The sequence below is a fragment of the Salipiger sp. H15 genome (genome assembly GCF_040409955.1).
GTDB lineage: Bacteria > Pseudomonadota > Alphaproteobacteria > Rhodobacterales > Rhodobacteraceae > Salipiger.
In genome coordinates this window covers 257635-275754 of sequence record NZ_CP123384.1, presented here as the reverse complement: position 1 = coordinate 275754, position 18120 = coordinate 257635, and the positions used below count along the sequence as shown (strand labels likewise).

Here is an 18120-nt window from a genome sequence, read left to right as displayed (position 1 = left end):
TCCGTCTGTTCCACACCTAGGGCGGAGAGGCGCTCATCGCAACGTCGAGCTGGCGCTACTTGGCGTCAATCTCAGACCGAGAGGTAGGCGTCCCGGATTTCCGGTTGATTTTCGAGCGCCTCGAAACTGCCGTCGAACTTCTTGCGCCCGGCCTCGAGGATGATCGCCCGGTCGGCGACGGCGCGGGCGAAATGCAGGTTCTGTTCCGAGATCAGCACGGTCAGCCCCTCGGCCTTGAGCCGGAGGATGCTGCGCGCCATCTGCTCGACAATCACCGGCGCGATGCCCTCGGAAGGCTCGTCCAGCAGCAGGAGCGCGGGGTTGCCCATCAGCGTCCGGGCGATGGTGAGCATCTGCTGCTCGCCGCCCGACATGTGCTTGCCGCGGTTGTTCCTGCGCTCGGCGAGGTTGGGGAAAAGCTCGAAAAGCTGCTCGACCGTCCAATGCGGTGCGCCCTCGCGCCGGGGCTGGCGGCCGACCTCGAGGTTTTCGAACACCGTCAGGTCGCTGAACACCCGCCGGTTCTCGGGCACGTAGCCGATCCCGGCCTTGGCGACGCGGTAGGCCGGCAGGCCGACCAACTCGCGCCCCTCGAAGCGCACCGAGCCCTGCCGGGGCTGCACCAGCTGCATCACCGATTTCATCGTGGTGGTCTTGCCCGCGCCGTTGCGCCCGAGCAGCGCCACCACCTCGCCCCGCGCGACCGAGAATCTGAGCCCGTCAAGGATATGCGCCTTGCCGTAGAAGCTGTGGATCGCCGAGACCTCAAGCATGGTGCGTCTCCCCGAAGAGCGTGCCGCCGCCGAGGTAGACCTCCTGCACGCGGGGATCGCTGCGCACCTCGTCGGCGCTGCCATCGGCGATCAGCTCGCCTCGGTTCAGCACCATGATGTGATGCGCATGGGCAAAGACCACGTCCATGTCATGCTCGGTGAAAAGCACCGACAGGCCCTGTTCCTTCACGATGTCCGCCACCAGCTGCATCAGCCCGATCCGCGCCGAGGGGGCCATGCCCGCCGTCGGCTCGTCCATCAGCAGCAGGCGCGGGCGGTGGCAGAGCGCGATCGCCAGCTCCAGCCGCTTGAGATCGCCATAGGCCAGCACCGAGCAGGGCCGGTCCGCCTGATCCTCGAGCGAGACGGTGCGCAGGAAATCCAGCGCCTCGCCGCGGTAGAGCTTCCACGCCCGCGCGCCGAAGGAAAAGATGCGGCGGTGGTGGCTGATCAGCGCCATCTGCACGTTCTCGATCACGCTCATCGATTGGTAGGTGCCGGTGATCTGGAAGGTCCGCCCGACGCCCATGCGCCAGATCTCGCGCGGGGGCCTGCCGGTGATCCGCGCGCCGCTCAGGTAGACCTCGCCCGCGCTGGGCTTCAGCTGGCCGGTGAGCATGTTGAAGCAGGTCGACTTGCCCGCGCCGTTGGGGCCGATGAGCGCCTTCATTTCGCCCTGCCGGACCGAGAAGCTGACGCCGTTCACGGCGACGAAGCCGTCGTAGCTCTTGCGCAGGTTTTCGGCGCGCAGGATATCGGTCATCGGAGGCGCTCCCCGTCCGTTGGGCGCAGGCGCCGCGCGAGGCTGCGCAGCGTGCCGACGATGCCCTCGGGCATCAGGATGACCACCGCGAGGATCACCAGCCCGAGCAGCAGCCGCCAGTACTCGAGCCGGGTGAGCCAGTGCTCTACCGCGGTCATGAAGCTGGCGCCGACCACGCCGCCCGCCAGCGTCTTCACCCCGCCGAGGAAGACCACGATCAGCGCGTCGAAACTCTTGGCGATCTCGAGCTCGGTGGGGAAGACCGAGCCCTTGGCAAAGACGAAGAGCCCGCCCGCGAGCCCCGCCATCATCCCCGCCAGCGCGAAGGCGGCAAGCTGCACGCGCTTGACGTCGATCCCCATCGCCTCGGCCTGCCGCGGGCTGTCGCGCCCGGCGCGCAGCGCGTAGCCGAAGGGCGAGTGGATGACATGGCGCAGCGTGAGGATGCCGCCGACCCCGAGCGCCAGCGTGAAGTAGTAATAGGGCACCGTGGCATTCAGCCAGTCCGCCGGCCAGATGTTGATCAGCCCGTCATCGCCGCGGGTCAGAGCCCGCCACTGGAAGGCCAGCGACCAGACCAGCTGGCTGAAGGCGAGGGTCAGCATGGCGAAATAGACCCCCGAGAGGCGGATGCAGAACCAGCCGATCCCCAGCGCCAGCAGCCCGGCGGCGAGCGGGGCGAAGAGGAAGGCCAGTTCCATCGGCGTGCCGGTGTGGAAGACCAGCAGCGCCGCCGCATAGGCGCCGCCGCCGAAGAAGGCGGCATGGCCGAAGCTCACCATCCCGCCGGTGCCGAGGATGAAATGCAGCGAGGCGGCGAAGAGCGCGAAGACGGTGATGTCGATGACCAGCGTCAGCACGAAGGGCTCGGCAAGGGCGGGCAGGGCGGCGAGCACCAGCAGCAGCGCGGCGGTGAGCGCCACGCCGATCGGGCCGTAGGGGCGGATGGGTGTCTCGGGCGCGCCGACCTGCCCGTGCTCGCCCGCCACCTCCTCGCGGCCGAGCAGGCCGTAGGGGCGGACGATCAGCACCAGCGCCATGACCACGAACATCAGCACCAGCGTCGATTGCGGCAGGTAGGTCACGCCGAAGACGTTCAGCACCGAGATCAGCACCGAGGCGATGAAGGCGCCGGGCAGGCTTCCCATGCCGCCGATCACCACCACCACGAAGACCGCGCCGATGATGTTGAAATCCATCAGAAGGTCCGCGCCGCCCTTCGGCAGCTGCAGCGCGCCGCCCCAGCCCGCCAGCGCCGAGCCGAGCGCGAAGACCCCGGTGAAGAGCCAGGCCTGGTTGACGCCGAGCGCGCCGACCATCTCGCGGTCCTGCGTCGCGGCGCGCACGAGGATGCCGAGCCTCGTGCGGGTGATGAGGTACCAGAGCGCAAGGAGGATGAAAGGCGTGATCGCGATGAGCACGATGTCGTACTTTGGCACCGGCTCGCCGAAGATGCGCCAGACCCCGCGCAGCCCCGGCGCGCGCGGTCCCAGCCGGTCCTCGGCGCCCCAGGTCATCAGCGCGAGATCCTGGATGACGAGGATCACCCCGAAGGTGGCGACCAGCTGGAAAAGCTCCGGCGCGCGGTAGATGCGGCGCAGGATCACCATCTCGACCAGCGCGCCGATCAGCCCCACCGCGAGCCCGGTCAGCAGGATGGCGCCCCAGAAGCCCACCGCGCCGGGCAGGATGTCCATCAGCGTCACGCCGATGAAGGCGCCGAGCATGTAGAACGAGCCATGCGCGAAGTTGACGATCCGGGTGACCCCGAAGATCAGCGACAGGCCCGAGGCGACGAGAAAGAGCGCCGCCGCGTTGGCAAGGCCGGTGAGGAACTGGGCGAGGAAGAAGGCCATGGCGCGGGCTCGGCTGGCGGGGGGAGGGGCGCTGCCCCTCTTGGCCTTGCGGCCAATTCACCCCGGAGTATCTGCGGAAAGATGAAAGGGGGAGGCGGCACCTCCCCCGGCTGGGATCACTCGGCGGGGCGCATCTCGCGGATCTGCGCGTCCGTGGGCATGTAGGGGGCGGGATCCTTGTACTCCCAGTCCACCATCACCCCTTCGCCCGCGTCGTTCAGCGCCGTGGTGCCGGTGAAGGCGCCCAGCGTCGACTGGTTGTCGATCTCGCGGTAGTGCAGCGGGCCGACCGGGGTCTCGGGGATGTCGAGCCCCTCGAAGGCCTGGCGGATCGCCTCGGTCTCGGTCGAGCCCGCGCGCTCCAGCGCGGCGGCGACCGAGAGCGCGGTCAGGTAGCCGACGAGGCTGCCGTTCTTCGGGGTCTCGCTGGTCGCGGCCTCGTAGGCGTCGACGAAGGTCCTGCCCGGGGTGCCCTCGGCGAAGCCATACCAAGGGAAGCCGGTGACGAACCAGCCCTCGGGAGCTTCGTCGCCGAGCGGCTCGAGATATTCCGGCTCGCCGGTCAGCAGGCCGTAGACGTCGCGCCCGTCGAAGAGGCCGCGGTCGGTGCCCTCGCGCACGAGCTTGGCAAGGTCGGTGCCGAAGGTGACGTTGTAGATCGCGTCGGGCTTGGCGCGCTCCAGCGCCTGCACCTCGGCGCCGGCGTCGATCTTGAAGAGCGGCGGCCATTGCTCGGCGACGAACTCGACCTCGGGTTTCAGCCGCGTGAGGTTGGCCTTGAAGGCCTCGACCGCCTCGGTGCCATAGGCGTAGTTCGGCGCGATCGTGGCGTATCTCACCGCATCCGTGGCGGCGGCCTTCTCGGCCAGCAGCGCGGCCTGCACCCAGGTCGAGGTGCGCAGGCGGAAGGTGTAGGGATTGCCCGAGCCCCAGACCAGCGTGTCGGCCAGCGGCTCGGAGGCGAGGTAGACGTAGTGCTTCTCGGCGGCGAAGGAACTGATCGCCAGCCCGACGTTGCTGAGGATCGAGCCGGTCAGCATCACCGCGCCGTCGCGGGTCATCAGCTCCTCGGCGATGCGCACCGCCTCGGCCGGATCGCCCTGGTCGTCGCGGAAGACGAATTCCAGCGGCCGGCCGAGCACGCCGCCCTGCGCGTTGATCTCGGAGACAGCCAGCTCGATGCCCTTGCGATAGGGCTCGGCAAAGGCGGCGAGGCGCTTGAAGTGGTTGATCTCGCCGATCTTGATCGGCGCGCCGCCGGCGTCCTTCGCGCGCAGGGCGGCGGGGGTCAGGGCAGCGGCGGCGGCAAGCGCCAGCAGGGTGCGTCGCATCAGGGTCATCTTGGTCGCGTCTCCTCGTTCTGCGGGGGCGGGCGGGCCCGACGCGCCCCTCTTACGTGGGAAATAGCGCGCTGACAAAGGTGGCCTAGCGCCATCGTCCGGGGCGCACCGGAGCCGGGCGTTGCGCGAAGGGGCGCTTGGCGCTAGGACTGCGCGCCAAAGCGCGCCAAAACGCGACCGCGTGAGCCTTAGGAGAGACGATCATGACGCGAGCCTTCATCTTCCCCGGTCAGGGGGCGCAGACCATCGGCATGGGCAAGGCGCTGGCCGAGGCCTACCCGGCGGCGAAAGCCGTGTTCGACGAGGTGGACGCGGCGCTGGGCGAAAGCCTCTCGGCGCTGATCTGGGAGGGCGACATCGAGACGCTCACCCTGACCGAGAACGCCCAGCCGGCGCTGATGGCGACCTCGCTCGCCGCCATGCGCGCGCTCGAGTCCGAGGGCATCGAGATCGGCGCGGCGAGCTTCGTCGCCGGCCATTCGCTCGGCGAATACTCGGCGCTGACCGCCGCCGGCGCGCTCAGCGTCGGCGATGCCGCCAAGCTACTGCGCACCCGCGGCAAGGCGATGCAGGCCGCCGTGCCGGTGGGCGAAGGCGCCATGGCCGCGCTGCTCGGCCTCGATCTCGCCGGTGCCCGCGCCGTGGCCGAGGAGGCCGCGCAGGGCGAGGTCTGCGCCGCGGCGAACGACAACGACCCGTCGCAGGTGGTGATCTCGGGCAGCAAGGCCGCGGTCGAGCGGGCGCTCGACATCGCCAAGGACAAGGGCGCCAAGCGCGCGCTGCTGCTGCCGGTGAGCGCGCCCTTCCACTGCGCGCTGATGGCCCCCGCCGCCGAGGTCATGGCCGAGGCGCTCGAGCAGGTCGAGATCAAGGCCCCGAGCGTGCCGCTCGTCGCCAACGTCGTCGCCGAGGCTGTCACCGACCCCGCCCGCATCCGCGCGCTGCTGGTCGAGCAGGTCACCGGCTCGGTGCGCTGGCGCGAGTCGGTGGAATACATGGTGGCGCAGGGCGTCACCGAGTTCTGGGAGATCGGCGCGGGCAAGGCGCTCTCGGGCATGGTCAAGCGCATCGAGCGCAGCGCCGCGCTGCGCAACGTCGGCGCGCCCGAGGACGTGAAGGCGGCGCTCGAAGCCGTCTGAGCGCTTAGCCAGTCGCCTGAAAACGCAAAGGGCGGTGCCACGCGGCGCCGCCCTTTCCGCATTCCGGGCGCCGCATCCGCCCTTTCATCTTTCTCCAAATACTCGAGTCCACCCCTCCGCTAGCCCCGCCCATTGGCCCGAGGCACCACCTTGACGCCCCGCCCGACTCGCCGCAGGGTGGCGCCACTACACCCGGGGGGTCCCGACAAGGGGCTGAGATACTGCTGGCGTCCGCGCAGCGCAGTGACCCGACGAACCTGATCCAGTTCATACTGGCGTAGGGATGGTGCACAGGCGTTGCCGGGGGCTCTGCGCCCCTGTTCTGCGGAAAGGACCACGGGGGGAGTCCCCCGTCCCCATGCAGCGGCGTCTCTCCATTCACGCACGGAACTGGGTCTCCACCGCTTCGAGCTTGGAGGCTCCGACCGATGAAAGACCTGACCCCAACCGTCACCTGCGGGCCGCTGCCCGCCTCGCGCCGCGTCTGGCACGAGGGTTCGCTGCATCCGCAGATCCGCGTGCCGATGCGCGAGATCGACCTGCACCCCTCGGCCGGCGAGCCGCCGGTGACCGTCTACGACAGCTCCGGCCCTTACACCGATCCCGCCGCCGACATCGTCCTCGACCGCGGGCTGCCGCGGCTGCGCGAGGGCTGGATCGCCGCCCGCGCCGACACCGAGAGCTACGCCGGTCGCCACGTGACGCCCGAGGACAACGGCTTTGCCGAGGGCGCGCGGCTGGTGCCCGAGTTCCCGGTCCGCCACGCGCCCCGCAAGGGCACGGGCGGCCGGGCGGTCACCCAGCTGGCCTATGCCCGCGCCGGGATCGTCACGCCCGAGATGGAATTCGTCGCGATCCGCGAGAACCTCGGGCGCAAGGCCGCAAAGGCCGCGCTCGTGCGCGACGGGCAGGACTGGGGCGCCGCGATCCCCGATTTCGTGACGCCCGAGTTCGTGCGCGACGAAATTGCCCGAGGCCGCGCGATCATCCCTGCCAACATCAACCACCCCGAGCTCGAGCCGATGATCATCGGCCGCAACTTCCTGGTGAAGATCAACGCCAACATCGGCAACTCGGCGGTGACCTCCTCGATGGCCGAGGAGGTCGAGAAGATGGTCTGGGCGACGCGCTGGGGCGCGGACACGGTCATGGACCTCTCGACAGGGCGGAACATCCACAACATCCGCGACTGGATCCTGCGCAACTCGCCGGTGCCGATCGGCACCGTGCCGCTCTACCAGGCGCTCGAGAAAGTCGGCGGCATCGCCGAGGATCTCAGCTGGGAGGTGTTCCGCGACACGCTGATCGAGCAGGCCGAGCAGGGGGTGGACTATTTCACCATCCACGCGGGCGTGCGGCTGCACATGATCCCGATGACGGTGAACCGGGTGACCGGCATCGTCAGCCGGGGCGGCTCGATCATGGCCAAGTGGTGCCTGCACCACCACCGCGAGAGCTTCCTCTACGAGCACTTCGAGGAGATCTGCGAGATCGCGCGGGCCTATGATGTCTCCTTCTCGCTCGGCGACGGTTTGCGGCCGGGCTCCATCGCCGATGCCAACGACGAGGCGCAGTTCGCCGAGCTGGAAACGCTGGGCGAGCTCACGCAGATCGCATGGAAGCACGACTGCCAGGTGATGATCGAGGGGCCGGGCCACGTCGCCATGCACAAGATCAAGGCCAACATGGACAAGCAGCTCGAGACCTGCGGCGAGGCGCCGTTCTATACCCTCGGGCCGCTTACCACCGACATCGCGCCCGGCTACGATCACATCACCTCCGGCATCGGCGCGGCGATGATCGGCTGGTTCGGCACGGCGATGCTTTGCTACGTGACGCCGAAGGAGCACCTTGGCCTTCCGGACCGCGACGACGTGAAGGTGGGGGTGATCACCTACAAGATCGCCGCCCATGCCGCCGACCTTGCCAAGGGCCACCCGGCGGCGCAGGTCCGCGACGACGCGCTGTCGCGCGCGCGGTTCGAGTTCCGCTGGGAGGACCAGTTCAACCTCTCGCTCGATCCCGACACGGCGCGGTCCATGCATGACGAGACCCTGCCCAAGGAGGCGCACAAGGTGGCGCATTTCTGCTCGATGTGCGGGCCGAAGTTCTGCTCGATGCGGATCAGCCACGACATTCGCGCCGAGGCGCAAAAGGAGGGCATGGCGAAGATGGCCGAGAAGTTCCGCGAGGGCGGCGCGCTCTACCTGCCGCTGGCGGAGGACGAGGCATGACCCCCGGCGCGCTGCTGCGCGAGCTGCGCGCGGTCAATCCGCTGGTCCAGTGCATCACCAACTACGTGGCGATGAACATCGCGGCGAACGTGCTGCTGGCGGCGGGGGCCTCGCCCGCCATGGTCTCGGACGCGGAGGAGGCCGGCGAATTCGCCGGCCTCGCCCATGCGCTGACGGTCAATATCGGCACCCTCTCGGGCCCCTTCGTCGAGGGGATGAAGGCGGCCATCGCCGGGGCGCAGGCGGCGGGCAAACCCTGGGTGCTCGACCCGGTGGCCTGCCAGGCGACCGGGCTCAGGCGGCGGGTCTCGGCGGAGCTGCTGGCGCTCGGGCCGACGGTGCTGCGCGGCAATGCGTCGGAGATCCTCGCGCTCGCCGGAGAGGCCAGCCGGGGACAGGGCGTCGACGGGCGCGACGGGGTGGAGGCCGCCGAGGCCGGAGCCCGCGCGCTGGCGCTCCGGACCGGCGGCGTGGTCGCGGTGACCGGCGAAGTGGATTTCGTCACCGACGGGGAGCGGGCGGTGCGGATCGGCGGCGGCTCGCTCCTGATGCCGCTCAACACCGCTCTGGGGTGCTCGCTCACCGGGCTCTGCGGTGCCTACGCGGGGCTGGGCGGCGATCCCTTCGAGGCCACGGTCGCGGCGCTCTCGCATTACGCCGTCGCCGGGAGCCGCGCGCATGAGGGGGCGGCGGGGCCGGGCAGCTTCGGGCCGCGCTTCCTCGACGCGCTGCACGCGCTGACGCCCGAGGCGCTGGATACCGAGGCCGACATCCGCGTGCCGGCAGGCGCGGCATGAGGCGCTTTGACCTTTCCGTCTACCTCGTGCTCGATCCCGGCCTCTGCGCCGGAATCGGCATGGCCCGGACGGCGCGGCTCGCCGTGCGCGGCGGCGCCACGATGGTGCAGCTGCGCGACAAGGATGGCGGCACGGCGCGGATGATCGAGACCGGCCGGGCGCTGAAGGCGGCGCTGGCGGGGTCGGGCGCGCTGCTGATCGTCAACGACGACGTGCGGGCGGCGCTGGAGATCGGCGCGGACGGGCTGCACGTCGGGCAGGGCGACATGTCGCCCGCCGAGGCGCGGGCGAAGATTGGCCCGGAGATGCTGCTGGGGCTCTCGGTGGAAAGCCCCGACCTCGCGCGGGCGGTCGATCCCGCGCTGGTGGATTACGTCGGCGCGGGGCCGGTCTTTGCCACACCGACCAAGCCCGACCACAAGCAGCCCGTGGGCTGGGCGGGGCTCGCCGCGCAGGTGGCGGCGAGCCCGGTGCCCGCCGTGGCGATCGGCGGGCTGAAGGCGCATCACGCGGCCGAAGCGAAGGCGGCGGGGGCGCAGGGCCTCGCGGTGGTCTCGGCGATCTGCGGCCGGCCCGACCCCGAGGCGGCGGCGCGGGAGATCGCCCGCGCCTGGGCCGAAGCCTAGCCCCACATCTCGTGGAAATGGTGCAGCGGCCCGTGGCCGCCGCCCACCTCCAGCTGGTCCGAGGCGGCGAGCGCGCCTTGCAGGTAGCGCTTCGCCGCGCCGACCGCCTCGGGCAGCTCCATGCGTGGCAGCAGCGCGGCGATGGCGGCCGAAAGCGTGCAGCCGGTGCCGTGGTCGTTCTTCGTGGCGATGCGCGGGGCGGAGTAACTGTGCGTCTCGCCCTGCCACCAGAGAAGGTCCGTGCTCTCGGCGCTGCCGGAGAGGTGTCCGCCCTTCAGCAGCACGGCCTCCGGCCCCATCGCGGCCAGCGCGGGAAGCTGCGCGGCCATCTCTTCGGCGGTCCAGTCGTCGCCGCGCGCCAGCAGCACGGCGGCCTCGGGCAGGTTTGGGGTGATGATCGTGGCGAGCGGCACCAGCTCCTCGCGCAGCGCCGCCACCGCCTCGGGGTCGAGCAGCGCGTCGCCGCTCTTGGCCACCATCACCGGATCGAAGACCACGTTCCGCGCGCCATGCGCCCGCAGTCGCTCGGCCACGGCGCGGATGATGCCGGCGTTGGCGACCATGCCGATCTTCACCGCGTCGACGCGCACGTCGTCGAAGACCGCGTCGATCTGCGCCGCGACGAAGGCGGGCGCCAGCGCCTCGAATGCCCGCACGCCGCGGGTGTTCTGCGCCACCACGGCGGTGATCACGCTCATCCCGTAGGCGCGGTTCGCCGAGAAGGCCTTGAGATCGGCCTGTATTCCGGCGCCGCCCGAGGGATCGGTGCCGGCGATGGTGAGAAGGTTGGGAATCCGCGCGCGGGGCGCGGATGAGGGGGTTGGCATAGGCTCGGCCTCCAAACTGAGGCCGGCGAGGGCATGCGGTCAGCTCCACCTGTCCCTTCGCCGGCATGACCCGGATCAGGTTCGAAGGGTCACTGCGCCGCATCGCTGCCAGCAGTATCTCAGCCCCTTGCCGGGACCCCCCTAGGTGCGGGCGAGACTATCAGATGGGCGGGCGAGGGAAAGGGGGGAGAGGCGGCTCCGGAAGGGGTGGGGGCGCTGCCCCCACGGCGCTGCGCGCCGTTCCCCCGGAGTATTTTCGGAAAGATGAAGGGCGGCTCAGGCGCCCCAGGTCTTCCGCAGCACCCGCAGCCAGTTGCCGAAGCAGAGCTTTTCCATCAGCGCGGCATCGACGCCATGCGCGGTCAGCGCGGCGCGCAGGGTCGGCAGGCCGGCGACGTCGGTGATGCCCTCGGGGATCGTCGCGCCGTCGAAATCCGAGCCGAAGCCGACGCGGTCCTCGCCGAGCTTGCCGATCAGGTAGTCGAGGTGGCGCAGCACCACGTCGAGGCCGCAGTCGCTGCCCATCCGCCCGTCCTCGCGCAGGAAGGCGGTGGCGAAGTTGATGCCGACCATGCCGTCGCTCTCGGCGATCATCGCCAGCTGCCGGTCGGTGAGGTTGCGGGCATGGGTGGTGACCGCGTGGGCGTTGGAATGGGTGGCGACCAGCGGCGCGTCGGAAAGCGCGGCGACGTCGTTCATGCCCTTCTCGTTGAGGTGCGAGAGGTCAATCATCACCTTGAGCGCGTTGCATTCCCTGACCAGCCGCTTGCCGGCCTCGGTGAGCCCGTCGCCGATGTCGGGGGTGGCGGGGTAGCGGAAGGGCACGCCGTTGCCGAAGATCGTCGGGCGCGACCAGACCGGGCCGAGCGAGCGCAACCCGCGGGCGTGGAGCGCGTGGAGTTCCGCGAGATCCGGGCCGATCGCCTCGGCACCCTCGAGGTGCAGCACGGCGGTCATCTTCGGCCCACCGAGCGCGGCCTCGATCTCGGCCGCGGTGGTGCAGGGGGTGATCGCCCCGGCGGCGGCCAGCGCCTCGAAGGCCTCGACCCCGCGCCAGGTGGTCTCGAGCGCCTCGGGCTGGGGGATCATCGCGGGCAGCGGCAGATCGTACTGCGGCTGGCTCATCGCGTGGTCCATGTCGACGCCGGCCTTCGCCGGGCTCGGCACGAAGATGGCGAAGAAGCCGCCGCCGAAGCCGCCGGCCTGCGCGCGCGGCAGGTCGATGTGGCCGCTCGAGAGCCCGTTCGTCACGCCGCTTGCGGTGACGGCGCCGCCCAGCAGGCGCAGCAGGAGATCGTTGTGGCCGTCGAAGATGGGCGGGGTGGAGGCGTGAGTCATGAGCGGTCTTTCCAGGAAGCCGGGGGCGGGGGATCAGGTGAGCAGCTGGCCGAGGACGAGGACCCAGGCCGGAAGCAGGAGCAGCAGGGCGAGCATGTAGCTGCCGTTCCAGCGCAGGCCGACGTGGCGCGCGCTGACATTGCCGAAGCTGCCGATCAGCAGCGTGGTGGCGGTGAAGGGCGAGCTGATGCCGCCGAGCGCCCAGCCGGCGGTGATCGCGACCACGACGACCTCGGGCGTGACGCCGAGCAGCTCGGCCGGGGGCACCAGCGGCGCGATCAGCGTCACCGCGAGGATCGGGTTCATGCCGAGCTGTCCCAGCAGCGGGATGATCCAGACGAGCCCGACCAGCACCAGCGCGGGGGGCAGGTCCTCGGGGTGGAAGCCCGAGGCCTTGACCAGCGGCGCCAGCAGCGGCGCGCCGACCGTGCCGATGAAGCCCGCCATCATCAGCAGCGTGACCTCGCCGCGGTAGGAGGGCAGTTCGCGGAAGGCGAAGCCCGCCGCCCGCTCGCGCAGCGGCGCGCCGCCGTCCCGGGCCTGCATCAGCACCCAGACCGTGGCCATGAGCGGCACGATCAGCAGCACGATGGCGATGATCCGGAGCCCGGTGAGCGATTGCAGCACCAGCACGCTGACCCCGAGCAGGCCGAGCAGCACCAGCAGCGGCGCCATCAGCGCCCAGCTCCCGTCGGGCGCGGCGCGCGGCGCGACCGGCTGCGAGAGCCGGGGCTTGAAGATCGTGTCGAGCGCCCAGCCCGTGAGGGTGATCAGCGCCGAGGTGCCGAGCGCGGGCAGCACCACCGAGCCCCAGCTCGTGCCGGGGATCAGCGCGGTGGTGATCGCCACCGAGAAGGACATCGGCGACCAGGGCAGCGAGGCGACGAAACCCCGCTGGATCGCCAGCAGCATGCGGCGGGTGCGGTGGCTGCGGATCTCGGCGTCGGGCTCGTCCTTCGCGGCGGCGGTTGCGAGGCTGCCGAGCAGGGCGATGGCGCCGTAGTTGAGCAGCAGCGAGAAGGCCTGGCCGCCGAGGGTCAGCGCGAGGTAGCGCCGGCCCGGCGGCTGCAGGGCGAGGAAGTTCCCGGCGGCGCGGATCGAGTCCGCCTGCTGCGCGGCGCTGCGCAGCGTGGCGAGCGCGGCGAAGAAGGCGGCGATGAAGGCGGCGGACTGGAAGGCCTTGACCAGCACCGTCTGCCAGTCCTCGACCCGCCAGACCAGCGCGAGGCCGAGCAGCACCGCGGCGACCACGAAGAGCCGGCGGCCCGCCGCGACCTGCAGCGTCAGCACCCCGACCAGCAGCGTGACCGCGGGCACCACCAGCCAGTCGAGCGCGCCGGTCAGGTGCCATTCCTGGACGATGACGATGCCGGTGATGACGACCATCAGCAGGCCGGTGAGGCGGGTGAGCGGGGTCGGGGTCACGGGCAGGCGCGTGGGCACGGTGCAGAATCCAGTCTCGTGCGGGCTTTTGTCCGGACATAGACCATCCTTGGCGGGCGAGGGCAATGCCCCGAGGGCACCGCCCCGCGGGCTGCGAGGCCGTCCGGCCACGGCAGCGCCCGGGATTTCGGCGAAGTTCCGGGCAGCGCGGCGCCAGAAAGGTCCGGATTTGAATGTCATCCCGGCCTGTCACGAAAGCTTCACCGAAACGACACGCAACCGAATCCGGGCCGTCACAGCCTCGATACCGTGCGGGGCGAGAAGCCGCCTCGGACAGACTGGGGGAACCATGCTCACCGTCGAGAACCTGACGAAGCGCTTCGGCGCGAACACCGCCGTGGACCGCGCGAGCTTTGCCGTCGACCGCCCGATGATGATCGGCATCATCGGCCGCTCGGGCGCCGGCAAGTCGACTTTCCTGCGGATGATGAACCGCCTGACCGACGCGACCGAGGGGCGACTGGTCTTCGAAGGCCGCGACGTGCTGCAGCTGAAGGGCGCCGAGAAGCGCGCCTGGCAGTCCGACTGCGCGATGATATTCCAGCAGTTCAACCTGGTGCCGCGCATGGACGTGGTGTCGAACGTGCTGCACGGCACGCTGGCGCGGCGCGCGACGCTGCCGACGCTGTTCAACCTCTACCCGCGCGAGGACGTGCACCGCGCCATCGACATCCTCGAGCGGCTCGGCATCGCGGCCCATGCGGCCAAGCGCGCCGAGGCGCTCTCGGGCGGGCAGCAGCAGCGCGTCGCCATCGCCCGGGCCCTGATGCAGGATCCGAAGGTGATCCTCGCCGACGAGCCGATCGCCTCGCTCGACCCGATGAATGCCCAGCTGGTGATGGACAGCCTGCGCCGCATCCACGACGAGGACGGCCGCATGGTGATCGCCAACCTGCACACGCTCGATACCGCGCGGCGCTACTGCGACCGGGTCATCGGCATGCGCGACGGGCGCATCGTCTTCGACGGCACCCCGGCGCAGCTGACCACCGGGGTCGCGCGCGACATCTACGGGGCGGGGTCTGATTTCTCGGAGAACGCCACCTCGACCGAAATCCGCGACCCGGTGGTCGCGGCGGAAATCCGGGCTGCGGAAGTCGCGGTCTGATCACCCGGGCCCATCGGGACGGGCCCAAATCCTGACATGAGGGACAGAAGATGACTAAACTGATCGCAGCCGTTCTGGCCAGCACCGTGCTCGTGGGCGCCGCCCAGGCGCAGGAGATCACCGAGTTCCGCCTCGGCATTCTCGGCGGCGAGAACGCCCAGGACCGCCTGGCCTCGAACCAGTGCTACGCCGACAAGATCGCCGAGGCGCTCGGCGTCGAGGTGAAGGTCTTCACCCCGGCCGACTACAACGGCGTGATGCAGGGTCTGCTCGGCGGCACCATCGACGCGGCCTGGATGGGCGCCTCGTCCTACGCCGGCACCTACCTCGCCGACCCCGAGGCCGTCGAGCCCGTGCTGGTCAAGCAGAACGAGGACGGCTCCATCGGCTATTACTCGATCGGCTTCGCGCGCGCCGACAGCGGCATCACCTCGCTCGAGGATCTCAAGGGCAAGAAGTTCGGCTTCGGTGACCCGAACTCGACCTCGGGCTACCTGATCCCGTCGATCGAGATCGCCGCCGCCGGCTTCGACATGACCCCCGGTGCCTATTTCGGCGATGTCGTCTTCACCGGCGGCCACGAGCAGACCATCGTCGCGGTGAACAACGGTGACGTCGACGGCGGCGTGACCTGGGCCGACGGCCAGGGCAACTGGGAAGACGGCTACAACTCGGGCGCGCTGCGCAAGGCGGTGGACGCGGGCCTCGTCGACATGAACGACCTCGTGCAGATCTGGCAGTCGAACATCATCCCCGAGGGCCCCTTCGTGATCCGCAAGGCGCTGCCGCAGGACGTGAAGGACAAGGTCACCGAGCTGACTGCCAACCTCTGGGAAGAGGACCCGACCTGCGCCTACGGCGTGGCCGCGGGCGATGCCAAGGACTTCATCCCGGTGACCCACGCCGAGTACGAGTCGATCGTCGCCGCGCGCAAGTCCGTGTCGAACTGATCGACGTCCAATCGAGGGACCCCGCCGGCGCGGGGTCCCTTTTCGTTTGCGGCGGGGCATCCCCCGCCTCCGAGGAAGGCCCCCGATGACCCAGACCCCCGACGCGCCGCACGACCCGCGCGGCCACTACATGGCCCTGATGGCGCAGAGGCGCCTCTACGGCGGGCTCACCCTGGCGCTCTTCGTGCTGCTGATGGTCTCCGGCTTCATGCTGGCCGACGATCGCAACGCGGGCGGGTTCTGGAGCGGGCTGCCGCAGGTCTTCGACTTCCCCGCCGACGTCATCGCCGACACGCTGCCGAAGCTGTCACTGCTGCCAGCGCACCTGGTGAAATACTTCCCGGCGCTGGTCGAGACGATCAACATCGCCGCGGTCTCGACCCTGCTCGGCAGCATCGGGGCCATTGTCCTGTCGCTGCTCTCGACCCGCGGGCTCGCGCGCTGGCCGCGGCTGATCCCGCTCTTCCGGCGCGTCATGGACATCCTGCGCGCTTTGCCCGAGATCGTCGTGGCGCTGGTGCTGATCTTCGTGCTCGGCGGCGGGCCGGTGCCCGCGATGCTGGCCATCGCGCTGCACACCGCGGGCGCGCTCGGCAAGCTCTTCTCCGAGGTCAACGAGAACGCCGACCTCAAGCCCGTCGAGGGGCTGTCGTCGGTCGGCGCCACCTGGCTGCAGCGCATGTGGCTGGGCGTGGTGCCGCAGGTCTCGCCCAACTACTTCAGCTACGCGCTGCTGCGCTTCGAGATCAACATCCGCGCCTCGGCCATCCTCGGTTTCGTCGGGGCGGGGGGCATCGGCTACGAGCTGCGCAACGCCATGGCCTGGGGCAAGGGCCGCTTCGACGAGGCGGCGGCGATCTTCCTGCTGCTCTTCCTGACCATCGTCGTCGTCGACCAGCTCTCGAGCCACGTGCGCAATGCCATGATCTCTTCCAGGAAAGGAGGCCACTGAGATGGCCGACGCCGTCCTCTACGCCTCGGCCGACCGGCTGTTCCGCCGCAAGCGCCTCGTCGCCTTCGGCCTGCCGGCGCTGATCCTCGCCTACCTCGGCTACATCTTCTTCGCCTTCGACCTGCCGGGCCTTGCCGAGCGGGCGCGCTGGGACAACGCGCGCATCCTGCTTTCCGACACCTGGAGCTACAAGACCCACGTCACCCGCGACAACCGCAGCGGCGACGTCGCGGTCGCCATCGAGGGCGAGCGCAAGGGCGAGTACCCGGCCGGTACGGCCCCCGACTGGGTGAGCCCGCTCGAGAATGGCGCGGTCCGCGTCGCGCTGAAGGAAGGCCAGCAGGTGATCCTTCTGCCCGGCAACGGCTTTCGTTGGGAGGTGCCGGGCTACGGTCTGATCGAGGCGCGGCTCGAGGGGCGCGAGATCGTCAGCAACCTGCCCGAAACGGGTCTGCCCGACTGGATCTCGGCCTCCTCCTCGCGGCTGCAGGTCACGGCCGATGGCGCGCGCGTCTCGCTGACCCGCGCCAAGACCGAGCTCTTCCGCTACTTCCCCGGCTGGGAGCTCTTCTTCTTCACGCTCGACAGCCCCTACCACGGCCACGGCATCACCGAGATCCTCTTCGGCGCGCAGATCGACCCGGCGCGGTCCAACCTTTCGGGCGCCTGGCACGACTTCTGGCAGAACCCCATGTGGCGCCATGCCGACGTGGCCTGGGCGCTTTTCGAGACCATCCTCATGGCCTTCCTCGGCACCATGGGCGCGGCGCTGGTCGCGCTGCCGCTGGCGTTCCTGTCGGCGCGGAACTTCGCGCCGCTCATGGCGCTGCGCTTCGGCGTGCGGCGGGTCTTCGACTTCCTGCGTGGCATGGACGGGCTGATCTGGACCATCGTGCTGAGCCGCGCCTTCGGTCCCGGCCCGCTGACCGGGGCGCTGGCCATCCTGCTCACCGACACCGGCAGCTTCGGCAAGCTTTTCTCGGAGGCGCTGGAGAACGTCGATGGCAAGCAGATCGAGGGCGTCGCCTCGACCGGGGCGAAACCGGTGCAGCGCTACCGCTTCGGGGTGATCCCGCAGATCGTGCCGGTGCTGGTGAGCCAGGTGCTCTACTTCCTCGAATCCAACACCCGCTCGGCGACGATCATCGGCGCGATCACCGGCGGCGGCATCGGCCTCTTGCTGACCCAGGCAATGATCACCCAGAAGGACTGGGAAGAGGTCACATATTACATCATCCTCGTCGTGCTGATGGTGATGGCGATGGACAGCGCCTCGGGCTGGCTGCGCCGCAAACTGATCAAGGGAAACTGAATGCCACGCCTTGGACCCGACCCCTATTTCCATCCCGATTGCGAGGTCACCGAGACCGAGCTCGGGGCCTATGTCGAGATCGGCCGCGGCGCGCGGCTGAACCGGGTGGAGATGGGCGACTATTCCTACTGCGACCGCTACGCCGATCTTGCGAATGTCACGGTGGGCAAGTTCGCCAATATCGCGAGCTTTACCCGGATCGGGCCGACCGATCACCCGATGGGCAATGCCTCGCTGCACCATTTCCTCTACCGCTCGGAATATTACTGGGAGGACACCGGGCCCGACGAGGGTTTCTTTGCCGCCCGCCACGCGCGGCGCGCCTTTATCGGCCATGACACCTGGATCGGGCACGGCGCTGTGGTGCGCCCCGAGGTGACGATCGGCCATGGCGCGGTGGTTGCCGCCTCGGCGGTGGTGACCAAGGACGTCGCGCCCTACACGATCGTGGCGGGGGTCCCGGCGCAGCCGTTGCGGCCGCGCTTCGCGCCCGAACTGGCCGAGCGCATGATGGCGCTCGCCTGGTGGGACTGGCCGCACGAGATCCTGCGCGCGCGGCTTTCGGATTTCCGCAGCCTGCCGGCGGAGGCCTTCCTCGAGAAATACGAGACCGCACCCACCGAGCCGGCCTGAGCGCGGGCGCGCGGGGATCGCGGCGAGCC

At 69.9% G+C, this 18120-nt stretch carries 16 protein-coding genes and 2 riboswitches; of the genes, 9 read left to right on the top strand and 7 right to left on the bottom strand.

Going from position 1 to position 18120, the window contains the following annotated elements:
- Nucleotides 1-71: 71 nt before the first annotated feature.
- From PVT71_RS01345 to PVT71_RS01330, 4 genes are all read right to left on the bottom strand, one after another.
- Nucleotides 72-773 (bottom strand): ABC transporter ATP-binding protein, encoded by a 702-nt coding sequence (locus PVT71_RS01345; RefSeq protein ID WP_353472699.1) that lies wholly within the window; start codon nt 771-773, stop codon nt 72-74.
- Entirely contained in the window at nt 766-1536 is a 771-nt protein-coding gene (locus PVT71_RS01340; RefSeq protein WP_353472698.1) for an ABC transporter ATP-binding protein, read from the bottom strand. The genes PVT71_RS01345 and PVT71_RS01340 overlap by 8 nt, the downstream gene beginning before the upstream one ends.
- The gene (locus PVT71_RS01335) at nt 1533-3392 is read right to left on the bottom strand and encodes an ABC transporter permease (RefSeq protein ID WP_353472697.1); all 1860 of its coding nucleotides are present in this window, start codon (nt 3390-3392) and stop codon (nt 1533-1535) included. The genes PVT71_RS01340 and PVT71_RS01335 overlap by 4 nt, the downstream gene beginning before the upstream one ends.
- Nucleotides 3393-3508: 116 nt before the next feature.
- Nucleotides 3509-4732: an ABC transporter substrate-binding protein gene (locus tag PVT71_RS01330; RefSeq protein WP_353472696.1), complete on the bottom strand. Its 1224-nt coding sequence runs from the start codon at nt 4730-4732 to the stop codon at nt 3509-3511.
- Nucleotides 4733-4935: 203 nt separating this feature from the next.
- Here PVT71_RS01330 and fabD point away from each other — a divergent pair, with 203 nt between their 5' ends.
- From fabD to thiE, 4 genes are all read left to right on the top strand, one after another.
- Nucleotides 4936-5871 (top strand): ACP S-malonyltransferase, encoded by a 936-nt coding sequence (gene fabD / locus PVT71_RS01325; RefSeq protein ID WP_353472695.1) that lies wholly within the window; start codon nt 4936-4938, stop codon nt 5869-5871.
- A gap of 183 nt (nt 5872-6054) precedes the next feature.
- Nucleotides 6055-6173: riboswitch (TPP riboswitch) on the top strand.
- Between the two features lie 126 nt (nt 6174-6299).
- Nucleotides 6300-8105 carry a phosphomethylpyrimidine synthase ThiC gene (gene thiC / locus PVT71_RS01320; protein WP_353472694.1) on the top strand — a complete coding sequence of 602 codons (1806 nt, stop codon included), beginning with the start codon at nt 6300-6302 and terminating at the stop codon, nt 8103-8105.
- On the top strand, nt 8102-8902 hold the full coding sequence (gene thiM, locus PVT71_RS01315) for a hydroxyethylthiazole kinase (RefSeq protein WP_353472693.1): 801 nt from the start codon (nt 8102-8104) through the stop codon (nt 8900-8902). Before thiC ends, thiM begins: the two co-directional genes overlap by 4 nt.
- Nucleotides 8899-9528, top strand: a complete 630-nt coding sequence (thiE, locus tag PVT71_RS01310; protein WP_353472692.1) for a thiamine phosphate synthase — start codon at nt 8899-8901, stop codon at nt 9526-9528. Before thiM ends, thiE begins: the two co-directional genes overlap by 4 nt.
- Here thiE and thiD read toward each other — a convergent pair.
- The 3 genes from thiD to PVT71_RS01295 form a co-directional block, all read right to left on the bottom strand.
- Nucleotides 9525-10355, bottom strand: a complete 831-nt coding sequence (gene thiD, locus PVT71_RS01305) for a bifunctional hydroxymethylpyrimidine kinase/phosphomethylpyrimidine kinase (RefSeq protein ID WP_353472691.1) — start codon at nt 10353-10355, stop codon at nt 9525-9527. The two genes, thiE and thiD, sit on opposite strands and share 4 nt — an antisense overlap.
- Before the next feature lie 34 nt (nt 10356-10389).
- Nucleotides 10390-10508: riboswitch (TPP riboswitch) on the bottom strand.
- Nucleotides 10509-10631: 123 nt separating this feature from the next.
- Nucleotides 10632-11693, bottom strand: a complete 1062-nt coding sequence (locus tag PVT71_RS01300) for a dipeptidase (RefSeq protein WP_353472690.1) — start codon at nt 11691-11693, stop codon at nt 10632-10634.
- Between the two features lie 33 nt (nt 11694-11726).
- A complete protein-coding gene (locus PVT71_RS01295) occupies nt 11727-13136 on the bottom strand; it encodes a hypothetical protein (protein ID WP_353472689.1) in 1410 nt (469 codons plus the stop codon).
- A gap of 289 nt (nt 13137-13425) precedes the next feature.
- Between PVT71_RS01295 and phnC the strand changes: the two genes are divergently transcribed.
- The 5 genes from phnC (at nt 13426) to PVT71_RS01270 (ending at nt 18091) form a co-directional block, all read left to right on the top strand.
- Nucleotides 13426-14244 (top strand): phosphonate ABC transporter ATP-binding protein, encoded by an 819-nt coding sequence (gene phnC, locus PVT71_RS01290; RefSeq protein ID WP_353472688.1) that lies wholly within the window; start codon nt 13426-13428, stop codon nt 14242-14244.
- Nucleotides 14245-14294: 50 nt separating this feature from the next.
- Nucleotides 14295-15194, top strand: a complete 900-nt coding sequence (gene phnD, locus PVT71_RS01285; protein WP_353472687.1) for a phosphonate ABC transporter substrate-binding protein — start codon at nt 14295-14297, stop codon at nt 15192-15194.
- 85 nt (nt 15195-15279) lie between these two features.
- Nucleotides 15280-16146 (top strand): phosphonate ABC transporter, permease protein PhnE, encoded by an 867-nt coding sequence (gene phnE / locus PVT71_RS01280; RefSeq protein ID WP_353472686.1) that lies wholly within the window; start codon nt 15280-15282, stop codon nt 16144-16146.
- A 1-nt stretch (nt 16147) separates the two neighbouring features.
- Complete coding sequence (gene phnE, locus PVT71_RS01275) at nt 16148-17458, top strand: phosphonate ABC transporter, permease protein PhnE (RefSeq protein WP_353472685.1); 1311 nt, start codon at nt 16148-16150, stop codon at nt 17456-17458.
- Nucleotides 17459-18091 (top strand): chloramphenicol acetyltransferase, encoded by a 633-nt coding sequence (locus tag PVT71_RS01270; protein ID WP_353472684.1) that lies wholly within the window; start codon nt 17459-17461, stop codon nt 18089-18091.
- Nucleotides 18092-18120 lie beyond the last annotated feature (29 nt).